The 19,729-nt window shown below is 61.5% G+C and carries 19 protein-coding genes; 3 read left to right on the forward strand and 16 right to left on the reverse strand.

Features of this window, described 5'->3' with window-relative positions; translation table 11 throughout:
* The 10 genes from DZG07_RS14165 to DZG07_RS14210 form a co-directional block, all read right to left on the reverse strand.
* Positions 1-1,161, reverse strand: coding sequence for an iron-containing alcohol dehydrogenase (locus tag DZG07_RS14165; RefSeq protein WP_119817975.1), 1,161 nt, complete (start codon positions 1,159-1,161; stop codon positions 1-3).
* Between the two features lie 46 nt (positions 1,162-1,207).
* Positions 1,208-1,681 carry a YbaK/EbsC family protein gene (locus tag DZG07_RS14170; RefSeq protein WP_119817978.1) on the reverse strand — a complete coding sequence of 158 codons (474 nt, stop codon included), beginning with the start codon at positions 1,679-1,681 and terminating at the stop codon, positions 1,208-1,210.
* A gap of 17 nt (positions 1,682-1,698) precedes the next feature.
* Entirely contained in the window at positions 1,699-2,517 is an 819-nt protein-coding gene (locus DZG07_RS14175; RefSeq protein ID WP_119817981.1) for an MBL fold metallo-hydrolase, read from the reverse strand.
* Positions 2,518-2,520: 3 nt separating this feature from the next.
* Positions 2,521-3,315, reverse strand: a complete 795-nt coding sequence (locus tag DZG07_RS14180; RefSeq protein ID WP_119817984.1) for a TatD family hydrolase — start codon at positions 3,313-3,315, stop codon at positions 2,521-2,523.
* Between the two features lie 12 nt (positions 3,316-3,327).
* A complete protein-coding gene (gene metG, locus DZG07_RS14185) occupies positions 3,328-4,878 on the reverse strand; it encodes a methionine--tRNA ligase (protein WP_119821733.1) in 1,551 nt (516 codons plus the stop codon).
* A gap of 89 nt (positions 4,879-4,967) precedes the next feature.
* Positions 4,968-6,023 carry a DNA polymerase III subunit delta' gene (locus DZG07_RS14190; RefSeq protein ID WP_119817987.1) on the reverse strand — a complete coding sequence of 352 codons (1,056 nt, stop codon included), beginning with the start codon at positions 6,021-6,023 and terminating at the stop codon, positions 4,968-4,970.
* Complete coding sequence (gene tmk, locus DZG07_RS14195) at positions 6,020-6,691, reverse strand: dTMP kinase (RefSeq protein WP_119817990.1); 672 nt, start codon at positions 6,689-6,691, stop codon at positions 6,020-6,022. Before tmk ends, DZG07_RS14190 begins: the two co-directional genes overlap by 4 nt.
* Before the next feature lie 79 nt (positions 6,692-6,770).
* Positions 6,771-7,952 (reverse strand): D-alanyl-D-alanine carboxypeptidase family protein, encoded by a 1,182-nt coding sequence (locus DZG07_RS14200; RefSeq protein ID WP_119817993.1) that lies wholly within the window; start codon positions 7,950-7,952, stop codon positions 6,771-6,773.
* A gap of 93 nt (positions 7,953-8,045) precedes the next feature.
* Positions 8,046-9,278: a septal ring lytic transglycosylase RlpA family protein gene (locus DZG07_RS14205; RefSeq protein ID WP_119817996.1), complete on the reverse strand. Its 1,233-nt coding sequence runs from the start codon at positions 9,276-9,278 to the stop codon at positions 8,046-8,048.
* Between the two features lie 185 nt (positions 9,279-9,463).
* A complete protein-coding gene (locus DZG07_RS14210; RefSeq protein ID WP_119817998.1) occupies positions 9,464-10,330 on the reverse strand; it encodes an AraC family transcriptional regulator in 867 nt (288 codons plus the stop codon).
* Between the two features lie 120 nt (positions 10,331-10,450).
* Here DZG07_RS14210 and DZG07_RS14215 point away from each other — a divergent pair, with 120 nt between their 5' ends.
* Positions 10,451-11,395, forward strand: coding sequence for a phytanoyl-CoA dioxygenase family protein (locus tag DZG07_RS14215; protein ID WP_119821735.1), 945 nt, complete (start codon positions 10,451-10,453; stop codon positions 11,393-11,395).
* 57 nt (positions 11,396-11,452) lie between these two features.
* Here DZG07_RS14215 and DZG07_RS14220 read toward each other — a convergent pair whose 3' ends face one another.
* The 6 genes from DZG07_RS14220 to DZG07_RS14245 all read right to left on the reverse strand — a co-directional run bounded on the left by DZG07_RS14220 (position 11,453) and on the right by DZG07_RS14245 (position 17,533).
* Positions 11,453-12,142 carry a D-lyxose/D-mannose family sugar isomerase gene (locus tag DZG07_RS14220; RefSeq protein ID WP_091913687.1) on the reverse strand — a complete coding sequence of 230 codons (690 nt, stop codon included), beginning with the start codon at positions 12,140-12,142 and terminating at the stop codon, positions 11,453-11,455.
* On the reverse strand, positions 12,139-13,170 hold the full coding sequence (locus DZG07_RS14225; protein WP_133304743.1) for a hypothetical protein: 1,032 nt from the start codon (positions 13,168-13,170) through the stop codon (positions 12,139-12,141). Before DZG07_RS14225 ends, DZG07_RS14220 begins: the two co-directional genes overlap by 4 nt.
* Positions 13,171-13,181: 11 nt before the next feature.
* Positions 13,182-14,297, reverse strand: coding sequence for a sn-glycerol-3-phosphate ABC transporter ATP-binding protein UgpC (ugpC, locus tag DZG07_RS14230; protein WP_091913689.1), 1,116 nt, complete (start codon positions 14,295-14,297; stop codon positions 13,182-13,184).
* Between the two features lie 3 nt (positions 14,298-14,300).
* Positions 14,301-15,245 (reverse strand): carbohydrate ABC transporter permease, encoded by a 945-nt coding sequence (locus DZG07_RS14235; RefSeq protein WP_119818004.1) that lies wholly within the window; start codon positions 15,243-15,245, stop codon positions 14,301-14,303.
* Positions 15,242-16,195 carry a sugar ABC transporter permease gene (locus tag DZG07_RS14240; protein ID WP_119818007.1) on the reverse strand — a complete coding sequence of 318 codons (954 nt, stop codon included), beginning with the start codon at positions 16,193-16,195 and terminating at the stop codon, positions 15,242-15,244. The genes DZG07_RS14235 and DZG07_RS14240 overlap by 4 nt, the downstream gene beginning before the upstream one ends.
* Positions 16,196-16,279: 84 nt before the next feature.
* Positions 16,280-17,533 (reverse strand): ABC transporter substrate-binding protein, encoded by a 1,254-nt coding sequence (locus DZG07_RS14245; protein ID WP_119818010.1) that lies wholly within the window; start codon positions 17,531-17,533, stop codon positions 16,280-16,282.
* A 246-nt stretch (positions 17,534-17,779) separates the two neighbouring features.
* Here DZG07_RS14245 and DZG07_RS14250 point away from each other — a divergent pair, with 246 nt between their 5' ends.
* Both DZG07_RS14250 and mazG read left to right on the forward strand, forming a co-directional pair.
* Entirely contained in the window at positions 17,780-18,829 is a 1,050-nt protein-coding gene (locus DZG07_RS14250) for a LacI family transcriptional regulator (RefSeq protein ID WP_119818013.1), read from the forward strand.
* A 70-nt stretch (positions 18,830-18,899) separates the two neighbouring features.
* Positions 18,900-19,724: a nucleoside triphosphate pyrophosphohydrolase gene (gene mazG / locus DZG07_RS14255; protein ID WP_119818016.1), complete on the forward strand. Its 825-nt coding sequence runs from the start codon at positions 18,900-18,902 to the stop codon at positions 19,722-19,724.
* The last annotated feature ends 5 nt before the right edge of the window (positions 19,725-19,729 follow it).

Consider the following 19,729-nt stretch of genomic DNA (forward strand, 5'->3'; position numbering starts at 1 on the left):
TCACCATGCCGCCCGGTAGATCGTCAGCGCGTCGGTCTCGCTGACTTCGCGCGGATTGTTGACCAGAAGCCGCTGCTGCTTCATCGCGTCCGACGCCATCCTGGCAAGATGTTCTTCGCCAATGCCGACATCGCGCAGACGCGGCTGAAGCCCAAGTTTGTGCGAAAGCGCTGCCAGTTCCTCGATGAAGCCCATACAACGGGTCTGCGTGCTTTCCTCGCGTGCCAGATGAGGAAATGCCTCGGCAGCGATCTCGGCATAGAGATGGGCTGCCTCCGGCGCGTTGAAGCGCAGCACGTGCGGCAGCACCAAGGCGTTCGAAAGCCCGTGCGGAACGTGAAACGTGCCGCCGATCGGATAAGCCAGCGCATGAACGGCAGCCACCGGCGAGTTGGCGAATGCCTGTCCGGCAAGCATGGAGCCAAGCAGCATTGCGCCGCGGGCCTCGACATTCCCGCCGTCGAATACCGCTCTTTCGATATTGGCACCGAGCAGCTGAAGTGCCTGTTTCGCCAGCATTTTCGATAGCGGATTGTTGTTCGCGTTCTTCGATGCATAGGCCTCGATGGCGTGTACCATCGCATCGATGCCGGTTGCAGCCGTGATTGCCGGCGGCAGGCCGAGCGTCAGCTGCGCATCGAGCACGGCGATGTCAGGCAGGATGACCGGACTGGAAACGCCGCGCTTTTCTTCATCACCGACGGTGATGATGGAGACCGGCGTCACTTCCGAGCCGGTGCCGGCTGTGGTCGGTACCAGCACCAGCGGCAGCCTTGGACCCTTGGCATTGCCGACGCCCCAGGCATCGTCGATGTCTTCGCCGGAACCGATCAGCAGCGCGGCCAGCTTGGCGACGTCGAGCGAAGACCCGCCGCCGAAACCGACGACGCCGGTAGCACCAACTGAGCGTCCAGCGTCCACGGCCTTCATCACCGTCGCCAGCGACGGATCGGCCTCGACCGCGTCAAAAATGGCGACTGACGTCCCCTCTCCCTGCAACGAAGCGATTGCCGGGTCGCACAGGCCGAGCTTGCGCAGGCCCGGATCGGTCACGAACAGAACGGAGCCGCCCAACTTCCTGCCGGCGATCTTTCCCAAACGCGCGGCCGAGCCGGGTTCAAAGACAATGGAGGCCGTCGTGTTGAAAATAAAGGGAGACATTACAATGACCTCGGCTGCATTTCTCACCCTTTACATGCCTGCTTTGCTAGCCCGCCGCAAGGTCGGCAGTGGTTGCGCGTGCAGCAGTCAGCAAGGCCTCTGGTTCGGCGGCGAAGACGGCATCATGCGCGCCGGCTGCTGCCCAGACCTGGCGGAAGGACAACAGTGATCTGTCGGCAAATGCCGGGATTGCCGCCTTGTGGCCGATCGGCGAAACGCCACCAATGGCAAAGCCGGTTTCGTCGCGAATGTAGCGTGGATCGGCGCGTTTGAGTGGCTCGGCGGCCAGTACAGCCGCCTTTGCAAGGTCAAGCTGGTTGGATCCGGAAAGCAGGAAGAGATAGAGCCGCCCGCTGTTCTCGCCCTGGAAAATCAGCGATTTGACGATCTGCGCAACGCTGCAGCCGCATTGTTCGGCGGCTTCTTCCGCCGTGCGCGTGGACGCGCCCATGCGGCGGACTTCGATCTCGAGTCCGGCGGCAGCAGCTGCCTCAGTTACACGTTCGATGCTGCCGGCCATGTCAGGTTTCTCTGCCTTCAGTTTGATTCCAAAGGAATTTCCAGTTTCATGCCGTCATATGCCGGCTCGATGTGAGCCGGTGTTTCGGCATTGACCGTTTCGTAGTCCAGCGGCACGTGCATATGCGTAAGCACCGCGCGTCTCGGCGCCAGCGTCTCGATCCACTCCAGCGCCTCGGCGAGCGAAAAATGGCTCGGATGCGTGCGGTATTGAAGCGCGTCGATCACCAGCAGATCCAGCCCTGTCAGCCGCTCGGCGGTCGCCGGCGGAAAATGGCTTACATCGGGGCAATAGGCCAGATCGCCGATCCTAAAGCCCAGTGAGATGATGTCGCCATGGATTTGCGGCAACGGCATGAAGGTGAGGGCACCCCCCTCTCCTTCGATCACCACTGGGTCGGAATGCTCGATCTCATGCGCGCGCAGGATCGGCGGATAGGAACTGCCCGCCGGTGTCTTGAAGCAATAGCCGAAAGCCTCGTAGAGGCGGTCCAGCGTCGGCTGGTCGGCATGGATATCCATGAGCTTCCGTTGCTCGAGGACATAGCCGCGCAGGTCGTCGATGCCGTGGATGTGGTCGGCATGGGCGTGGGTGTAGATCACGCCGTCGATGCGCTTCACGCCGGCCATCAGCATCTGTTCGCGAAAATCGGGACCGGTGTCGATCACCACCCGCGTCGTGGCGCCATCCGGCCTGATACGCTCAACCATGGCGGCGGTGCGCATGCGACGATTTTTCGGATTCTGGGGATCGCAGTTACCCCAGTCTCCGGTGATCCGCGGCGTGCCGGGCGACGAGCCGCAGCCGAGGATCGTCAGGCGAAGCGTATCCGCCATGCGTCAACCGCCCAGCGCGGCTGGCCGCGGCATTTTCGTGAACAGCCGAAAGAAGTTATCGGTGGTGATCGCCGCGATTTCTTCGCTATCAACGCCGAGCGTTTCGCCAAGAACCTTCGCCGTATGCGCCACGTAAGCCGGCTCATTGCGCTTGCCGCGAAACGGGATTGGCGCGAGATAGGGCGCGTCGGTTTCCACGAGCAGACGGTCGTGCGGTACACCGGCCGCGATCGCCCGCAATTCCTCGGATTTCTTGAAGGTCAGAATGCCCGAGAATGAGACGTAGCCACCAAGCTTGACGCCAGTCTCGGCAAGCGCTTGGCCTGATGAAAAGCAATGGAGAATGAAGGGGAAGGCCCCCTTCCCTGTTTCCTCTTCGAGGATCGCCGCCATGTCCGCATCGGCATCACGCGAATGTATGACCAGCGGCAGGCCGGTTTCGCGCGCCGCTGCAATGTGATTGCGAAAGCTCCGCGCCTGAGCGTCGCGCGGCGCCTTGTCATAGAAATAATCGAGACCCGCCTCGCCGATGGCCACCACCTTCGGATGCGCCGACAGCTTGACCAGCTCTTCGGTGGTCACGTCCTGCTCTTCGCCGGCATTGTGCGGATGCGTGCCGACGGAGCAGAAGACCGATTCGAATTGTTCGGCGATTTCCAGGATCGACGGGAACCGCTTCACGCGGGTCGAGATCGTGACCATGCGCTCGACGCCGGCGGCCTGGGCGCGCGCGATGATGGCCGCGCGCTCCTCGGCGAAGTCCGGAAAGTCGAGATGGCAATGACTGTCGACCAGCATCTCAGAACGGCCTCACGCTGCCGGTGCTTCCGGTTCGACATAGCGCGGAAACACCGGTTCCGGCGCCGGCAAAAGCGTGCCTGCGACCAGCGCATACTCATCCGACACCTTGTCGAAGCCGCGTGCATCCGCCGGCACAGCCAGCAGGTCGAGCAGTTTTCCGGCTGATGTCGGGATGTAGGGCTGGCACATCAGGCCGACGCGCCGGATCGTCTCGGCGGTGGTGTGCAGCACCGTTTCCATACGCGCCGGGTCCGTCTTCTTCAGCGCCCACGGCTCCTGCCCGGCGAAATAGCGGTTGGCCTCGGCGACAACCCCAAAGATCGCGGCAAGGGCGTGGTGAATCCCCTGCTCCGACATCGCCTTGCGCGCCGTCACCAGTGCTGCATCCGCCTGATCGAGGATCGCCTTGTCCGCATCGGTCAAGGCCCCGCGCGTCGGCACGACGCCACCGCAGTTCTTGGCGATCATCGACAGCGAGCGCTGCGCCAGATTGCCGAGATCGTTGGCGAGGTCGGCATTGGTGCGGTTGACGATGGCGTCATGGCTGTAACTGCCGTCCTGTCCGAACGGCACTTCGCGCATGAAGAAATAGCGCACCTGATCGAGGCCATAGCGCTCGATCATCGCAAACGGATCGACAACATTGCCGACCGATTTCGACATCTTCTCGCCGCGGTTGAACAGGAAGCCGTGGGCGAAGACGCGGCGCGGCAATTCGATGCCGGCCGACATCAGGAAGGCGGGCCAATAGACGGCGTGGAAGCGCACGATATCCTTGCCGATGATGTGCGTTGCCGGCCAGTAGTCCCATTTCGGGTTTTCCGTGTCGGGGAAGCCGGCAGCGGTGATGTAGTTGGTCAGCGCATCGACCCAGACATACATGACATGCTTGGGATCGCCCGGCACAGGCACGCCCCAGTTGAACGTCGTGCGCGAGATCGACAGGTCGCGCAGGCCGGATTTGACGAAGCTCATCACCTCGTTGCGGCGCTCGGCGGGCGCGACGAAATCCGGACGCTCCTCATAAAGGGCCAGCAGCTTGTCCTGATAGGCCGACAGGCGGAAGAAATATGTTTCTTCCTCGGTCCACTCGACGGGCGAGCCAAGCGGCTCGCGGCGCACGCCGTCTTCGCCGACTGTCGTTTCGCCCTCGTCGAAATAGGCCTCCTGACGCACCGAATACCAGCCGCCATAGCGATCCAGATAGATATCGCCGTTCGCGGCCATGCGCTCCCAGATCGCCTGGCAGGCCTTGTAGTGCCGTTCCTCGGTCGTGCGGATGAACTCGTCATTGGCGCAGCCGAGCGCCTTCAGCATCGACTGGAAAACCGCCGAGTTCTTGTCGGCAAGCGCCTTTGGCGTGATGCCTTCCTTCTCGGCGGTCTGCTGCATCTTCAGGCCGTGCTCGTCGGTGCCGGACAGGAAGAAGACGTCCTTGCCGTCAAGACGCTGGAACCGGGTCAGTACGTCGCTAGCGATATCCGTATAGGCATGCCCGATATGCGGGTTGCCGTTGGGATAGAAGATGGGCGTGGTCAGATAGAATTTTTCGCGTGACATGAGTGCGCCGTCAAAAATGTGCATATGGAAAGATGTCGCGGTCAGATAACGCATCGGAACGGCGATTGCCATCCCGGCGCGGACAAGCGTCACATTCGCATTGCGGCATTCAAGCGGTCGATCATGGTCAGTGCGTGCTGTTTCTTGTCGAGGTTGTAGGTTTCCGTCTCAGATATAGCCATTAGCGCTTCCTGCCAAGCATCGGAGAGCTTTTTTGCGCGCGCAAGGTCGCCGGCGCGGGCCGCATTGCTTGCGGAATCCGACAGCCTGTCAAGGGCATGCCGGTTGAAGATGTCGAACTGGATCGCCTGATCGCGGCCGGCGACAACGTCGGCAAGCTTGTGCGCCGCGCCGACTTCCAGTCCGGGCGCATCCGCCAGTTTGTCGATCGCCTCGGCTATTTCCAACCCGCCATATTGCGTCAGAAGGATTGCGGCGCGTGCGCTGCCTCCGGCGCGCTCGGCAAGGGCTGCGCGAGCCTGCTCGCCCTCCGGCGGCGTCGATTCAGCGCTGGCAAGGACCGCCATCAGGTCTTGCGGCGTCAGCGGCGAAAGCCGGATCGTCTGGCAGCGCGAGCGGATGGTCGGCAGCAGGCTGCCCGGCGAATGCACGATGAGGATAAAGACAGTCCGCGACGGCGGCTCCTCAAGGTTCTTTAGCAGCGCGTTTGCGGCATTGGTGTTCATGTCGTCAGCCGGATCGACGATGACGACGCGGTAGCCGCCATCGTGCGACGTCATCGACAGGAAGCGGTTCACCTTGCGGATTTCGTCGACGGTCAGAACCGTCTTGAAGTTCTTCGTCTTGTCGTTGAGCGGCCGCGCCAGGTGCAGGATCGCCGGATGCGCACCCGTGGCGATCTGCCGAAACAGCGATGATGCCGGATCAGGAATGGCCAGTGCGGACGGAGCCGATTGGCTCGACGGGTACTTCAACAGGTGATGTGCGAGATGGAAGGCAAGCGTCGCCTTGCCGATGCCTTGCGGGCCGGCGAGCAGCAGGGCGTGCGGCAGCTTGCCGGCGCGGTAGGCCGAGGCAAGCATCTCGGCCACCTCGCCATGTCCGATGAGTTGCGGGTTTTCGGAAGGTTCCGGGACGCCATCGAGCGTGTCGTGCTGTTCGGGTGCAATGCGTTCGAACATCAAGCCTCCTGCGCCCGGTCGCCAGCAGCCGTCGCATGGGCTTCCAGTGCCGCGAAAACGGCAGCCGTAACCACGTCCTCCACGTCATGCGGCTTTTGCGCCGCATCGATGACGACGCAGCGTTCCGGCTCGTTGCGGGCGATCTCCAGATAGGCCTCGCGGCGTTTTCGGTGAATTTCCAGCGTTTCCTTCTCGAAGCGGTCAGCGACTTCGTCACCGCGCCGCACCGTCGCGCGTTCCAGTCCCATCGCTGGATCAATGTCGAAGATCAGGGTCAGGTCTGGCATCATGCCGTTGACCGAGACACGTTCGATCGTGGCCATGAATTCCGGTTCGAGATTGCCCGCGCCGCCCTGATAGACCCGCGACGAATCGACGAAACGGTCGCAAAGCACGATGTTGCCACGCTCGATTGCGGGGCGGATCACCTGCTCGATGTGATCGGAGCGCGCGGCCGCAAACAGCAGCGCCTCCATTTTCGGACCAAAGGATTCGGCCGCGCCCGACAGGATGACATGGCGCACTGCTTCGGCTCCGGGCGAGCCGCCGGGCTCGCGCGTCACGGTCAGGCCGTAGCCCTTGGCGCGCAGTTTGTCAGCCAGCCGCTTGATCTGCGTCGACTTGCCGGCCCCCTCGCCGCCTTCGAAAGTTATGAAAAGTCCGCGCGCCAATTCAGTCCATTCCTCGCTCTAGCCGGACGAATTGATCCGAACCGGCCGAACCTGTCTTATGCCGCGCACGCCGAAACGTCTATGTCTGCGGTGCCTTGCGCAGCCAGCCGACGAGCAGTTCGCCGACCGCGTCCAGCGCGCGCTGATGCAGCGAGCCGAGGCCGACGCTTTCGCCCGCATAGAGCGGCGTTTCCTGGCTGAGCGTATCGCCGATCGAGACACGCAAGGTGCCGATCTGTGCGCCCTCCTCCACCGGCGCGACGATCGGGCCATTATAGATGATGCGCGCGCTGAAACGGTCCTTGTTGGTGATCGGCACGAGGATGGAGACCGGTCCCTTGGCCTTCAGTTCGACACCGGATTTGGCGCCGCCGTAGACGCTCGCCTCGGCAACCACTTCGCCATCGGCGAAAAGTTCGGTCTTCTCGAAGGAACGCATGCCCCAGTCGAGCAGCTTTCGCGCTTCCTCGGCGCGTTCGCGGTCGCTGGTCATGCCGCTGAGAGCGGCAAAGATGCGCCGGCCGTCGCGGCTGACCGAGCCGACGATGGCGTAGCCGGATTCTTCGGTGAAGCCGGTCTTCATCCCGTCCGCGCCGATATCCATGGCCAGAAGCGGATTGCGGTTGCGCTGGGTAATCTTGTTCCAGGTGAAATCGCGCTGCGAATAATATTTGTAATATTCCGGGTAGGTCTTCCAGATGTGCATGCCGAGCTGGACGAGTTCGCGCACCGTCACGACCTGCCCTTCGGCCGGCAGTCCGGTCGAATTCACGAACACCGACTTGGTCAAGCCGAGTTCGCGCGCACGGTCGGTCATCAGGGCGGCGAAATTGGCTTCGGAGCCGGCCATGCCCTCCGCGATGATGATGCAGCCATCATTAGCCGACTGCACGACGACGCCCTGAATCAGGTCTTCAAGGCGGATCGTCGATTTCAGCTTGGCGAACATGGTCGAGCCGCCCGAGCTCGCGCCACCCGTGCGCCAAGCATTCTCGCTGACCGCAAAGGTGTCGTCGAGCGTATAGCGCCCTGCCTTGATCGCGTTGAACACGACTTCCATGGTCATCAGCTTGGCCAGCGATGCAGGTGGAATCAGCGCGTCGGCGTCTTTCGAGAACAGGATCGAGCCGGTTTCGGCATCGACCATGAAGGCCTGTTTCGCTTTTGTTTCAAAGAGTTGCGCCTGCGCTTGCACAACCAACGCGAAGATAATCGCGAAGCCGAAAAACGCGGTGCGGAAAGACGGTCGGCTATACTGCATGACGAACCCCGTTGCCCGGAGGATTACAACAGAGGCTAGCAGGGTTCGCACAGGTGGAGCAACCGCAATTGGCGAGCGGACGCCGTGACGCGATCAGTTGCGGATCGTCATCGCATCCGGCGCGCCGTGCGACCATGCCATTTCGAGCATGTCATCCAGCGAGGTGCGCCCGTCGCTGAAAAGGCTGACCGTGTAGAACGTTGCACCATCGGCCGTCGATTTCTCGACTGTCGTCTTGCCGACTGACGAAAGCGTGCGCACCAGGCGGTTTGCCTCGTCCCTGGAATGGAAAGTGCCGACCGCGATATAGGCGGCGGAGGCTTCAGGCTGCGTCAGGCTTGGGTTGAGCCGCTTCCAGGACTGCGCGACGTCGCCCGCCGACATGCGCGTGCCGTCGAGGGCTGCGAAGGCACTGACGGCGCTGTGGATACGCTCGTCGGCATAGGACATGGTGGCAAGGGCAAGCTGCGTCGGCGCGCCCTGCGGACGTTCCGGAACGATCGGACCGAATTCCGGCAGGACGATATTGCCGAACGCAACGGATTGCGTTGCCGAGCCGGAAGCCACCGCAAATGGCGGAGCGTCGGTCATCACGCCGGGGAACGGAGTTGCTGCAGCGCTTTGGCTGCCGCTTGGCGTTGCACCGTTCATGGCGATCATGACGCCCGTGGGCAGGCCGTCTGAAGGATCGGGCGCGGCATTGCCTGGCCGGTAGGAAGCCATCAGGTATTGATCGTCACGCCCCTCGAGCGGCGCGCGGCCGACATATTCCACCTGCACCTTGGCAACGCCGACATGCGAATAATCCAGCATGTCCGCTGCCTGCTTGGACAGGTCGATGATGCGGCCATCCGAATAAGGTCCGCGGTCGTTGACGCGGACAATCACGGAGCTGCCATTCTTCAGATTGGTGACGCGGGCATAGCTCGGCAGCGGCATCGTCGGATGCGCTGCCGTCAGGTGCGTCATGTCATAGATTTCGCCGTTCGCCGTCAGGCGGCCATGAAAGGCGTCGCCGTACCAGGAGGCAGCGCCGACCTTTTTGTAGTTCTTGTCTTCCTTCGGATAGTACATCTTGCCGCGAACCATGTACGGCTGCCCGGTCTGGTCGCGGCCGCCACCGCGCGGCAGGTTGGTGCGCAAATTGGAGACGCGGGGGCTCGCCTTCACGCCATATTCGGATTCGGCGAAGTATTCCTTGGACCGTTTTTTCCCGGCCACAGGCTTCGACGGCGCAGACGCGCAGGCTGCAAGAGCTGCTGCGGAAAGTGCCAGAATGGCAATGGTGGAAGCGCGGCGAAAATGCCCGCGCGCCAGAATAAGCATTACTGATGGTCCCCAGACGTTCTCATGCACCTACGCAGAACATGTAAAGGGACACCTCGAACAACGCCGCACAGCGTCTGGCATCCCTACCCCAACTCTCCTTTTACGCAGGAATTGATTAGCACGCTATTAACCGATTGTGTTCGCAAACGGGCAGGAATGTGGCGCGCGCCGGTCACGATATATTAGCGCGTGTCTTGAAAGCTCTTGCGATACTCGCGCGGTGTGAGGCCTTTCAATGCCTTGAATTGCCTGTTGAAATTGGCAAGGGTTTCATATCCGACCGCGTCGGCGATATGGGCGACAGGTCTTTCCGTGCCCGAGAGCATCGCGCAGGCTTCGCCTACTTTCAGGCGCATGATGTAGTCCGATATGGAAACATGCGCATGCCGCCGAAACAGGCGGTGGAGGCCCGACGGGCTGAGGGCGGCGACCTCGGCCAGTTCGCCAAGCGACAAGCCGGAAGCGTAGTTCAGGTGGATATGGTCGAGCACGCGGTCAAGCCGCGAGCGGTCGACGCCGGCGCGCGCAGGAACGCTCCTGGCGCTGGCAAGAGGCTCGGCGCCGGCATCCTGCGCCAGCATATTGAGCACGCGCATCAGGCTTAGCAGGCGCTCGTCAGGCGGCCGCGAGAACAGGTCTTCGATCAACGGCCGCGCGCGCGCGGCATAGGACTGCGTGAACTTCAGGCCGTTTGCGGCGCGTTCCACCATGGACGCAATGGCGCTGAATTCGACCAGTGTCGCGCTCAGGGTGCTTGCCCAGTCAGGCAGAAACCACATCACAAGCGCGACGTGCGGCGCGCTGTCTTCGATCTTCTCGGTCGAATGCCATGTGTGCGGCAGGTTCGGTCCGATCAGCACGAGATCGCCATCGTCGTAGCTTCCGATGTGATCGCCGATGAAGCGCTGGCCGCGCGAATTGCAGGTCAGCGTCAGTTCGAGCTCGGGGTGGTGATGCCATTGAAACGGAATCCCGTCGTCAAGGCGACGGTTGAGCATCGCCCAGGAAGTACCCGGCTCAGGCCGCAATCTTTCCAGAAACGGCTTCATTCTGGCTCCGTTCAAACTGGAACGCCAAGATAGTATCAGTATGTGCCGTGCGAGTACAACATTGGCACCCTGCAGGCGGTATCCTTCAGCATCATCACGGCATGGATGGAGGAGAAACTCATGGCGCATGCAACGGATTTGAAACAGGACGCCCACCCGACCTCGAAAAAGGTCACGACGCAGCTCAAGGACATCGAGAAGAAACTGCCATTGCGGGTTCTGAGCGAAGCCGACTGGCAGCACTGGATCACTAGGGGCTATGTGATCGTGCGCAACGCGGTGCCGCAGGAGAATGTGCAGCAGCTCGTCGATCTACTTTGGGAGTTCGACGAGAAGGATCCGAAGGACCCCTCCACCTGGTATGCACCGCAGCGGCGCGACCACCAGATGAAGGAGCTCAACGGCGCCGGCATGGTGGAAATCTACAATCACCAGTATCTGTGGGACAATCGACAGATGCAGCGCGTCTACGACGCCTTCGTCGACATCTGGGACATGGAAGAGCTTTGGGTGGCGATCGACCGCGCCAACCTCAATCCGCCCAAGAAGACCCCCGGCAATGTCAACGGCTTCATCCATTGGGATAGCGACACGTCGCTGCGCCCGCTGCCGATCGGCGTTCAGGGCGTGCTGTCACTGGTCAAGCAGGATGGCGATATCGGTGGCTTCCAGTGCATTCCCGAACTGTTCTCGAATTTCGAGGAATGGGTGAAGACCCAGCCGGAAGACCGCGATCCGCACCACCCGGACCTGGACGGACTGACCATAACCAATATCGAAATGAACCCGGGTGACCTTTTGATTTTCAACACACTTCTGGCACACGGCGTGCGCCCGAACTACTCCAAGGATCGCGTTCGCATGGCGCAGTATATCTCGATGTTCCCGGCCGACGAGGACGATCTTGTCGAGCGCACGGCGCGCGTCACCTCATGGCGCGAACTGGAAGCGCCGCAGCGCGCCTCCTTCCCCGGCGACCCCCGCGACTGGGAGAAGAAGAACGCCAAGACCGCTGAACTGACCGAACTCGGCAAGAAGTTGCTCGGCCTGAAGAACTGGCACTGACCTGAAACAGAAACAGTGGCTTCGCGTCAAGCGAGGCCGCCGTTTGTTCGTTAGCCGTCAGCCCTTTCCGTCGATAAACCGATCGTAGTCTGAGACAAGCAGGCGTAGCGCCGCTTCGTCTTCCTCGATGTTGGAAAAACGGCCGATCGGGTCGGCGAAGATGTTGTCGGTGAGGTCGTCATTGACGGTCGAAACTTCGCCGATCAGCACATCGCCGCCCTCGCCCCAGAATGCGTGCCACACGCCCGGCAGCAGCGTTACGCTCTCGCCCGGATCGAGCTTCAGCAGCCCCCCTGCCGGCAATTTTCTCACCACGCCGTCGGTTGGCACCTCGACTTCCTTGTGGCGATCGATGCCACCGTCTTCGGCCGGCATGAAAAGTTCCAGCACGAGCTTGCCGCCGCCGCGGTTGATGATGTCCTCAGCCTTCACGATATGGCGGTGCATCGGCGAAAGCTGGTCCTTGCGCGAGATCATGATCTTTTCGGCGTAGAGCATGCCGGTCCCGCGCGTAAGATCCTCTGCGCGGCCATTGCGGACGGTGAAGAGGAACAGGCCAAGCTCGTCATACTTGCCTTGCCCATAATCGGTAATGTCCCAGCCGAGGCGTGAATCGACGATGCCGGATGGCCGGCGCGTCTTCAGTTCCTCCGGCGACCAATAGGCAAAGGGCGGCATGACATAACCGAAGGAGCGGATGAAGGCGTCGCCCTCGCGGATGATCTCATTGATGCGGGAGCGTTTCATGTCGAAGTTCCTTCATGTGACGAAGCACCCAGCCTGGATGCGGAAATCCTGTAGCGCGTCGTCCATCGCTCGCCGGCAGTGAAAGCGCTGCCGAGTGACAGCCAGTCAGGCGCGTGGGGAGCAAAGCGCGTGTCGTCGAAATAGGCGTTCACCGGCTCGATGCCGATCCCGCGAAAGCTGTTCAACCAGGGCGGCGCGCTGCGCCCGCGATCGGACATCCAGATCAATGCCGAGGGAAAATCGTCTCGGTTCCAGTCGAGTTGAACGCGATAGCCATCGTCGGGATAGAGAAGCTGCATCCTGCCGGACACACCGTCGATCTGAATGATCTCCTCGGCCAGACCGCTTGGCTGACTGGAAAGATCGGCAAAGCCGCCATCCTCCAGCGGAACGCGTTCGAGCGAGGCAAAGGCAATGCCGGGCGTCAGGCGCGACACGCCCGGTTCGACGGGCTCAGGAAATGTGTAGCCTTGTGAGAAAACACCCGGATCAAGCAGCAGCCGCTTGCCCTGCTCCGGCATCCGAAAAATCGGATGGAGACCGACCGGCAGGAGACAATCCGCCCGCGCTTCAACCGTCAGCGTGATTTCGACGGCTGCATTGCCCGACCCACCGGCAATGCGGCGTTCCGCACGTCTGATCGGATGATCCGGTGGATAATCGATCGCCAGAGCGATCTCGCCCAGCGCTTCGCTCGTGACGTGCCAGGCATTGTCCGTGGCATAGCCGTGGTGGTGCGGGTCGAGCGCCGTCTTGCCGAACGGCACGCAGGCCCATTCTCCGCCAAGCTGGCGCAGGTGAGCGGGAATGTCCGTGTTGGCGGCTATTTCCGGATCATCGATCCACGGCGCCTCGGCAAAGGGCGTCACAGACGAGCCGTCATCCAGAACCAGCGTCAGGTGATGGAGAGACCCGCCGACGGCGAAGATTTCCCCATGGCCGCGATCCCAGGACAGCGCCCAGCGAGAACGCTCCGCAGATCGAGCGGATTCATCGCCTGACAGGGCCTGATCGGTGGGCGCCAACACCGGCTTTCTCCTCAGAGTATCCGTTGGCCGTTGGCGGGGTCGAAGAACACCGCCTTGTCGAGATTGAAGGCCAGTTTCGTCTTCTGCCCTGCAACCACGCTGACGTCGGCGCGCAGTCGCGCGGTTACCTGCTTCTTGCCAAGACGGGTGACGGCAAATGTGTCGGAGCCAGCGGGCTCAACAACCTCGATCAGGCATTCGCTTTCGGCGATGTTTTTCGCGTTGCGGTCGGCGCCATCGCGGTCGGTCAGCGCCTCGGGGCGAATGCCAAAGATCACTTCCTTGCCGTCATGTGCGGCAAGTCCCGCCGGCGCGTTCGGAATGCCGAGCGCCAAGGGCTCCATCTCGTCGCGATTGGTCGAAATCGACACGCCCGAACCGTTCTTCGTAATCGTCACCGGGATCAGGTTCATCGCCGGCGAACCCATGAAATCGGCAACAAACAGATTGGCCGGGTTGTTGTAGATCTCGGCCGGCGTGCCCGATTGCTGCAGCAGCCCGTCTTTCAGCACGGCGATCTTGGTCGCCAGCGTCATCGCCTCGATCTGGTCGTGGGTGACATAGACGATGGTGGTACCCATGCGCTGGTGCAGCCGCTTGATCTCGGTGCGCATGTCGACGCGCAGCTTGGCGTCGAGGTTCGACAGCGGTTCGTCGAACAGGAACACCTGCGGATCGCGTACCAGCGCCCGGCCGATCGCCACGCGCTGGCGCTGGCCGCCGGAAAGCTGGCTCGGCTTGCGGTCGAGCAGATGGCCGATCTGCAGCATGTCGGCGACTTGAGCGATCGCCTTGTCGCGCTCCGGTTTCGGCACGCCGCGGATTTCCATGCCGAAGGCGATGTTCCCGCCGACCGTCATGTTCGGATAGAGCGCATAGGACTGGAACACCATGGCGATGTCGCGCTGCGACGGGTGCAGCCCGTCAATCACCTTGCCGCCGATGCTGATCGTGCCGCCGGTTGTCGTCTCCAGGCCGGCGATCGAATTGAGCAGCGTGGACTTGCCGCAACCCGACGGCCCGACCAGCACGAGGAAGCCGCCCTCCTCGATTTCCAGGTCGATGCCCTTCAGCACCTTCACATTGCCGAAGGTTTTTTCGAGATTGCGGATTTCGAGAAACGCCATGCCTTACCCCTTGACCGCGCCGGCCATCAGCCCGCGCACGAAATAGCGTCCCGCGATAATGTAGACGAGCAGCGTTGGAAGGGCTGCGATCATCGCCGCAGCCATGTTGACATTGTATTCGACGACGCCGGTCGAGGTGTTGACGACGTTGTTCAGCGCCACCGTCATCGGCATCGCGTCGCCCGTGCCGGCATAGGCGGAAGCGAACAGGAAGTCGTTCCAGATGTTGGTGAACTGGTAGATCACGGTGACGACGAAGATCGGCAGCGAGTTCGGCAGCATGATGCGCCGGAAAATCTGGAAGAAGCTCGCCCCGTCGATCTGCGCGGCCTTGATCAGCTCGGTCGGAAACGCCTCGTAGTAGTTGCGGAAGAACAGCGTCGTGAAGCCCAGACCGTAGACGACGTGGACGAAAACCAGGTTGACGGTCGGATTGCCGAAGCCGAACGAGAAACCCGTGGCGTTGCGCAGCGTCATGCCGAAGCGGCCGAGGCTGCCCAGTATCGTCGCCATCGGCAAAAGCACCGACTGGAACGGAATGAAGCAGGCAAACAGCATCAGCCCGAACACCAGCGTGTCACCGCGAAAGCGCCATTTGGTCAGCACATAGCCATTCAGCGCACCGAGCAGCGTTGAGATCAGCACTGCCGGAACCACCATCTTGATGGAGTTCCAGAAATAACCCTTGATACCGGCGCAGGTCAGGCCGACGCATGTCTCGCCCCAGGCTTTCACCCATGGCTCGAAGGTGGGGGATTGGGGCAAAGCGAGCATGTTGCCGCTCTGGATTTCGTCCATGGTCTTGAACGAGGTGACCAGCATGACGAACAGCGGCATCAGATAGACCAGCGCAAAGAACGCCAGCAGGCCGTATATGACGACGCGGTTGAGCGTCCGCGAACCGCCCGCCCCGGTTTTCGGCCGCTCGGAGATGGCTGCGGCGCTCATCGCGGCCGCTCCTTCAGTTCGGAATAGAGGTAGGGAACGATGATCGCGGTAAGGGTCATCAGCATGATCACCGCGCTGGCGGAGCCAACCGCCATCTCGTTTCGCTTGAATGTGTATTCATACATGAAGTTGGAAGGCAGCCAGGCCGAGCCGCCCGGTCCGCCGCTGGTCAGCGCCACCACCAGATCGTAGGATTTGATAGCGAGGTGCGCCAGGACGATGAACGCCGAGAGGAAGACCGGCCGCAGCATCGGGATGATAATGCGCCGGTAGAGCTGGAACGACGAGGCGCCGTCGATCTGCGCTGCTTTCATGATCTCGCCGTCGATGCCGCGCAGGCCGGCCAGGAACATCGCCATGACGAAGCCCGACGCCTGCCAGACACCGGCGATCACCACCGTGTAGATGACGAAATCCTTGTTCTTGATCCAGTCGAAATGGAAGCTCGTCCAGCCCCATTGATGCAGCGTCTGCTCGAGGCCGAGTCCGGGATCGAGGAACCATTTCCAGGCAACGCCGGTGACGATGAAGGACAGCGCCATGGGGTAGAGATAGATCGGCCTCAGCACGCCCTCGCCGCGAATCTTCTGGTCGAGCAGGATCGCCAGGAACAGACCCAGCGCCAGGCAGATGCCGATATAGAGAAAGCCGAAAATCCCCATATTGGTAATCGACGTGTACCAGCTCGATGGCGGATCGTTCTCGAACGTCCAGCGCCAGAGGCGCTGATAGGCGCGCGGTCCGGTGAGAGTGTAGGACGGGAATGTCTTGGAATTGGTGAAGGACAGATAGACCGTCCAGAGAATGAAGCCGTAGACGAAGACGATGGTGATGGCAAAGCTCGGGGCCAGAACGAGCTTGGGCAGTGCATCCTGCAACCATGCCCGCCCGGACACTCGCGTGCTGTGCACCGGCGTCAGGTCTGTCTCGGTCTTGGCAACCGTGCTCATTGGTCCGTCCCCTCCCAGGGCCGTCTTGATCCGGAGACGGTGCCTCCCCCGCCAGTGGCGGGAGAGGCTTCGTCGTTCAAAGGCTTACTTGGCGTCGTCGATCGCCTTCACGAGCTCTTCGACAGCCTGGTCGGAGGTCGTGATCTGGCCGTGGACGAATTTGGAGACCACGTCCTTGTAGGCGTTGGCCACTGCCGGCGGTGCACCATAGCCCTGGGCGAGCGAGCCGAACAGCGTGCCGCCATCATTGGCCTTCTTCAGGTCGGCGATGCCCTTCTTGCCGCAAGCATCGAAGTCGGTATCCGGAACGTCGGTGCGGGCCGGAACCGAGCCTTTGACGACGTTGAATGCCGACTGGAAGCTCTTCGACAGCGTGGCGGTTGCCAACGCAACCTGGGCTGCCTTGCGGTCATCCGGAACGTTGAACATGCCGAACATGTCGGAGTTGTAGATCACGCTCCCGTCCGTGCCGGGGAAACGATAGCAGTAGAAGTCGGTGTCCGGGGCTTTCTTGGCGGCAACGAATTCGCCCTTGGCCCAGTCGCCCATGACCTGCACGAGCGCGTCGCCCTTGATGACCATAGCGGTGGCGAGGTTCCAGTCGCGGCCCGAGAAGTTCGGATCGACGTATTCCTTGATCTTGGCAAGGTTGTCGAAGGACTTCTTCATGGTGTCGGACTTCAGCGATTCATCGTCGAGGTCGTTCATCGCCTTCTTGTAGAATTCGGGGCCGCCCGTCGACAGGACGATCGAATCGAACATGGTGGCTTCCTGCCAGTTCTGGCCGCCGAGCGCGAGCGGAATGACGCCAGCTGCCTTGGCCTTGTCGAGCAGCGCGATCAGTTCGTCGAAGGTCTTCGGCTCGGTGCCGCCGATCTTGTCCATCACCGCCTTGTTTATCCACAGCCAGTTGACCGAGTGGACGTTGACCGGAGCCGCCACCCACTTGCCGTCATAGACGGAGAATTTCTGCAGGGCCGCCGGTACCGACTTGTCCCAGCCTTCCTTGACGGCGGTTTCGGTCAGGTCGCCCATCACGCCCGCCTGTGCGTAGTCGAGCACCGTATAGCCGAGCATCTGTGAGGCGGTCGGATAGGTACCGGCTGCGACCATCGCCTTCAGCGCGGTCATGGCAGCGTCGCCGCCACCGCCTGCCACCGGCACGTCTTTCCAGGCGTAACCTTCCTTCGCCAGATCGCCCTTGAGGACATTCAGTGCAGCTGCTTCGCCGCCCGACGTCCACCAATGCAGCATTTCGACTTCCTTGACGTCGGCAGCTTTGGCGCCGCCAAGACTTAAAGCAATCAGCGCCACACCCGCGGCGAGCTTCGTAACCATACGCAGTGACATAGAATCCTCCCAGATGGCTTGGCGATTGATCGCGCCAGCTGCAAATTTATAACGATATAAATCCCATCCCTGTCAAGGCATTCGTTCGATTGAGTTCGAATGTTGGGACATCACATTGAAAAAACACCGTTTATTCACGATTGTCGAGATATCGAGAATCACTGTTCAGTGTATTGATTTCCATTTATAACGATATAAATTGGCCGGTTTTCGGCGCATCGAAAGGCTGAGACGATGGACGGTGCCGACAGAAGCGGCAAACGCGACGCGGGCGACGGCACCACGGCCAAGCCGACGCTTCGCACGATCGCCGAGATAACGGGGCTCGCCGTCACCACCGTATCGCGTGCACTCGGCGGCGCGCCGCAGATCGCGCTCGAAACACGCGAGAAGGTGCAGCGGGTTGCCGAGGAGATCGGCTACCTGCCCGATCGCGCCGCGCAGCGCTTGCGCACCGGGCGCACCAACGTCATCTCGCTCGTGCTCGATCCGCACGACGAAATCCTCGGCTTCGGCACGTCGCTGGTCAGCGGCCTGACAGCAGCGCTTCGCGGCACGCCCTACCATCTCGTCATCACGCCGCATTTCGCCAATGTGCCGAGCATCGACCCTATTCGGTACATCCTGCGCAACCGCATGGCAGACGGCATCATCTTCTCCCGCACCGAGCCTTTCGACGAGCGGGTGAAATTGCTTCTCGAACATGGCTTCCCGTTCGTCTGCCACGGCCGCACCGAACTCGGCACCCCTCACCCCTATGTCGACTACGACAATTTCAGCTTCGCCTATGAGGCGACCAGACGCCTGATCGAAAAGGGTCGCAAGCGGCTGGCAATCATCCTGCCGCCGCGCCGCTTCACATTCTTCCAGCATATCCAGTACGGCTTCATGCGGGCTGTGCGCGAAAGCGGCGTCGAATTCGAGATTGCCGAAGGCATCGACCTCGACAGCACGTCCGCCGATATCAAGGCGCAGGTGTTTGCGCGAATGGCACAACCCAACCCGCCAGACGGTTATGTCTGCAGCGGTGAAGTGTCGGCGCTGGCAGTGATGGCAGCGCTGAGCGACCGCGGGCTCAAGCCCGGAACGGATGTCGGCATCGTTGCCAAGCAGACTTCCGGCCTGTTCAGCCTGATCCGCCCCCAGGTCGATACGATCTATGAGGATCTTGCCGATGCGGGCCTGCAGATGGGGCGCTTGCTTCTGGATGCCATCGGCGACCGCAATCTGGGCGAACTCCAATTGCTGCAGCAACCGAAGCTGAATTTCGGCAACGACGCCTGATCTGTGGACAATGCGCGTGGGCATCGCAAGGCCCATGTCGGCAATATCGTCAACGCGCTAGCATCACTCCATGCAGCCATCCAAAGACATTTCGCGCCTCATCGAAATCATGGCAGCGCTTCGCGCGCCGGTAACGGGGTGTCCGTGGGACATCGAGCAGAATTTCGAGACGATCGCCCCATACACGATCGAGGAAGCCTATGAGGTTGCCGACGCGATCGCGCGGGCCGATCTCGACGATCTGCGCCAGGAACTCGGCGACCTGCTGCTGCAGGTTGTTTACCACGCGCAGATGGCCAATGAAGCCGGCGAATTCTCCTTCGGCGACGTCGTGGAGGCCATCACCACCAAGATGATACGGCGCCACCCGCATGTCTTCGGCGACGACAAGGCGCGCAGTGCCGGCATGGCCAAGGGCATGTGGGAGAAGATCAAGGCCGAAGAGAAGGCCGAGAAGCGCAATGCGCGGCTCGCCCGCGGGCTTGACGCGGAAGACCATGGCAGCGGCTTTCTCGACGGCATTCCCGTCGCCTTCCCCGCGCTCACCCGCGCACTGAAGCTTCAGGAAAAGGCTGCGCGCGTCGGCTTCGACTGGGGTGAAGCCGGGCCGATCCTCGACAAGATCGAGGAGGAAATCGGCGAGCTACGCGAGGCGATGGATAAGGCCGACGAAGCTTCGATCAAGGATGAATTCGGCGACGTGCTATTCGCGCTGGTCAATTTCGGCCGCCACCTGAAGATCGATTCAGAGGCTGCGCTCAGCGGAACCAATGAAAAATTCCGCAGCCGCTTCCATTACGTCGAGACTGCCCTGAACGCATCGGGACGAAGCCTTGAGGCAGCCAGTCTGGAGGAAATGGAAGAGCTCTGGCAACAGGCGAAGAAAACGAAGTAAACGCC

Origin of the sequence: Mesorhizobium sp. DCY119 (assembly GCF_003590645.1) — a bacterium.
GTDB lineage: Bacteria > Pseudomonadota > Alphaproteobacteria > Rhizobiales > Rhizobiaceae > Mesorhizobium_M.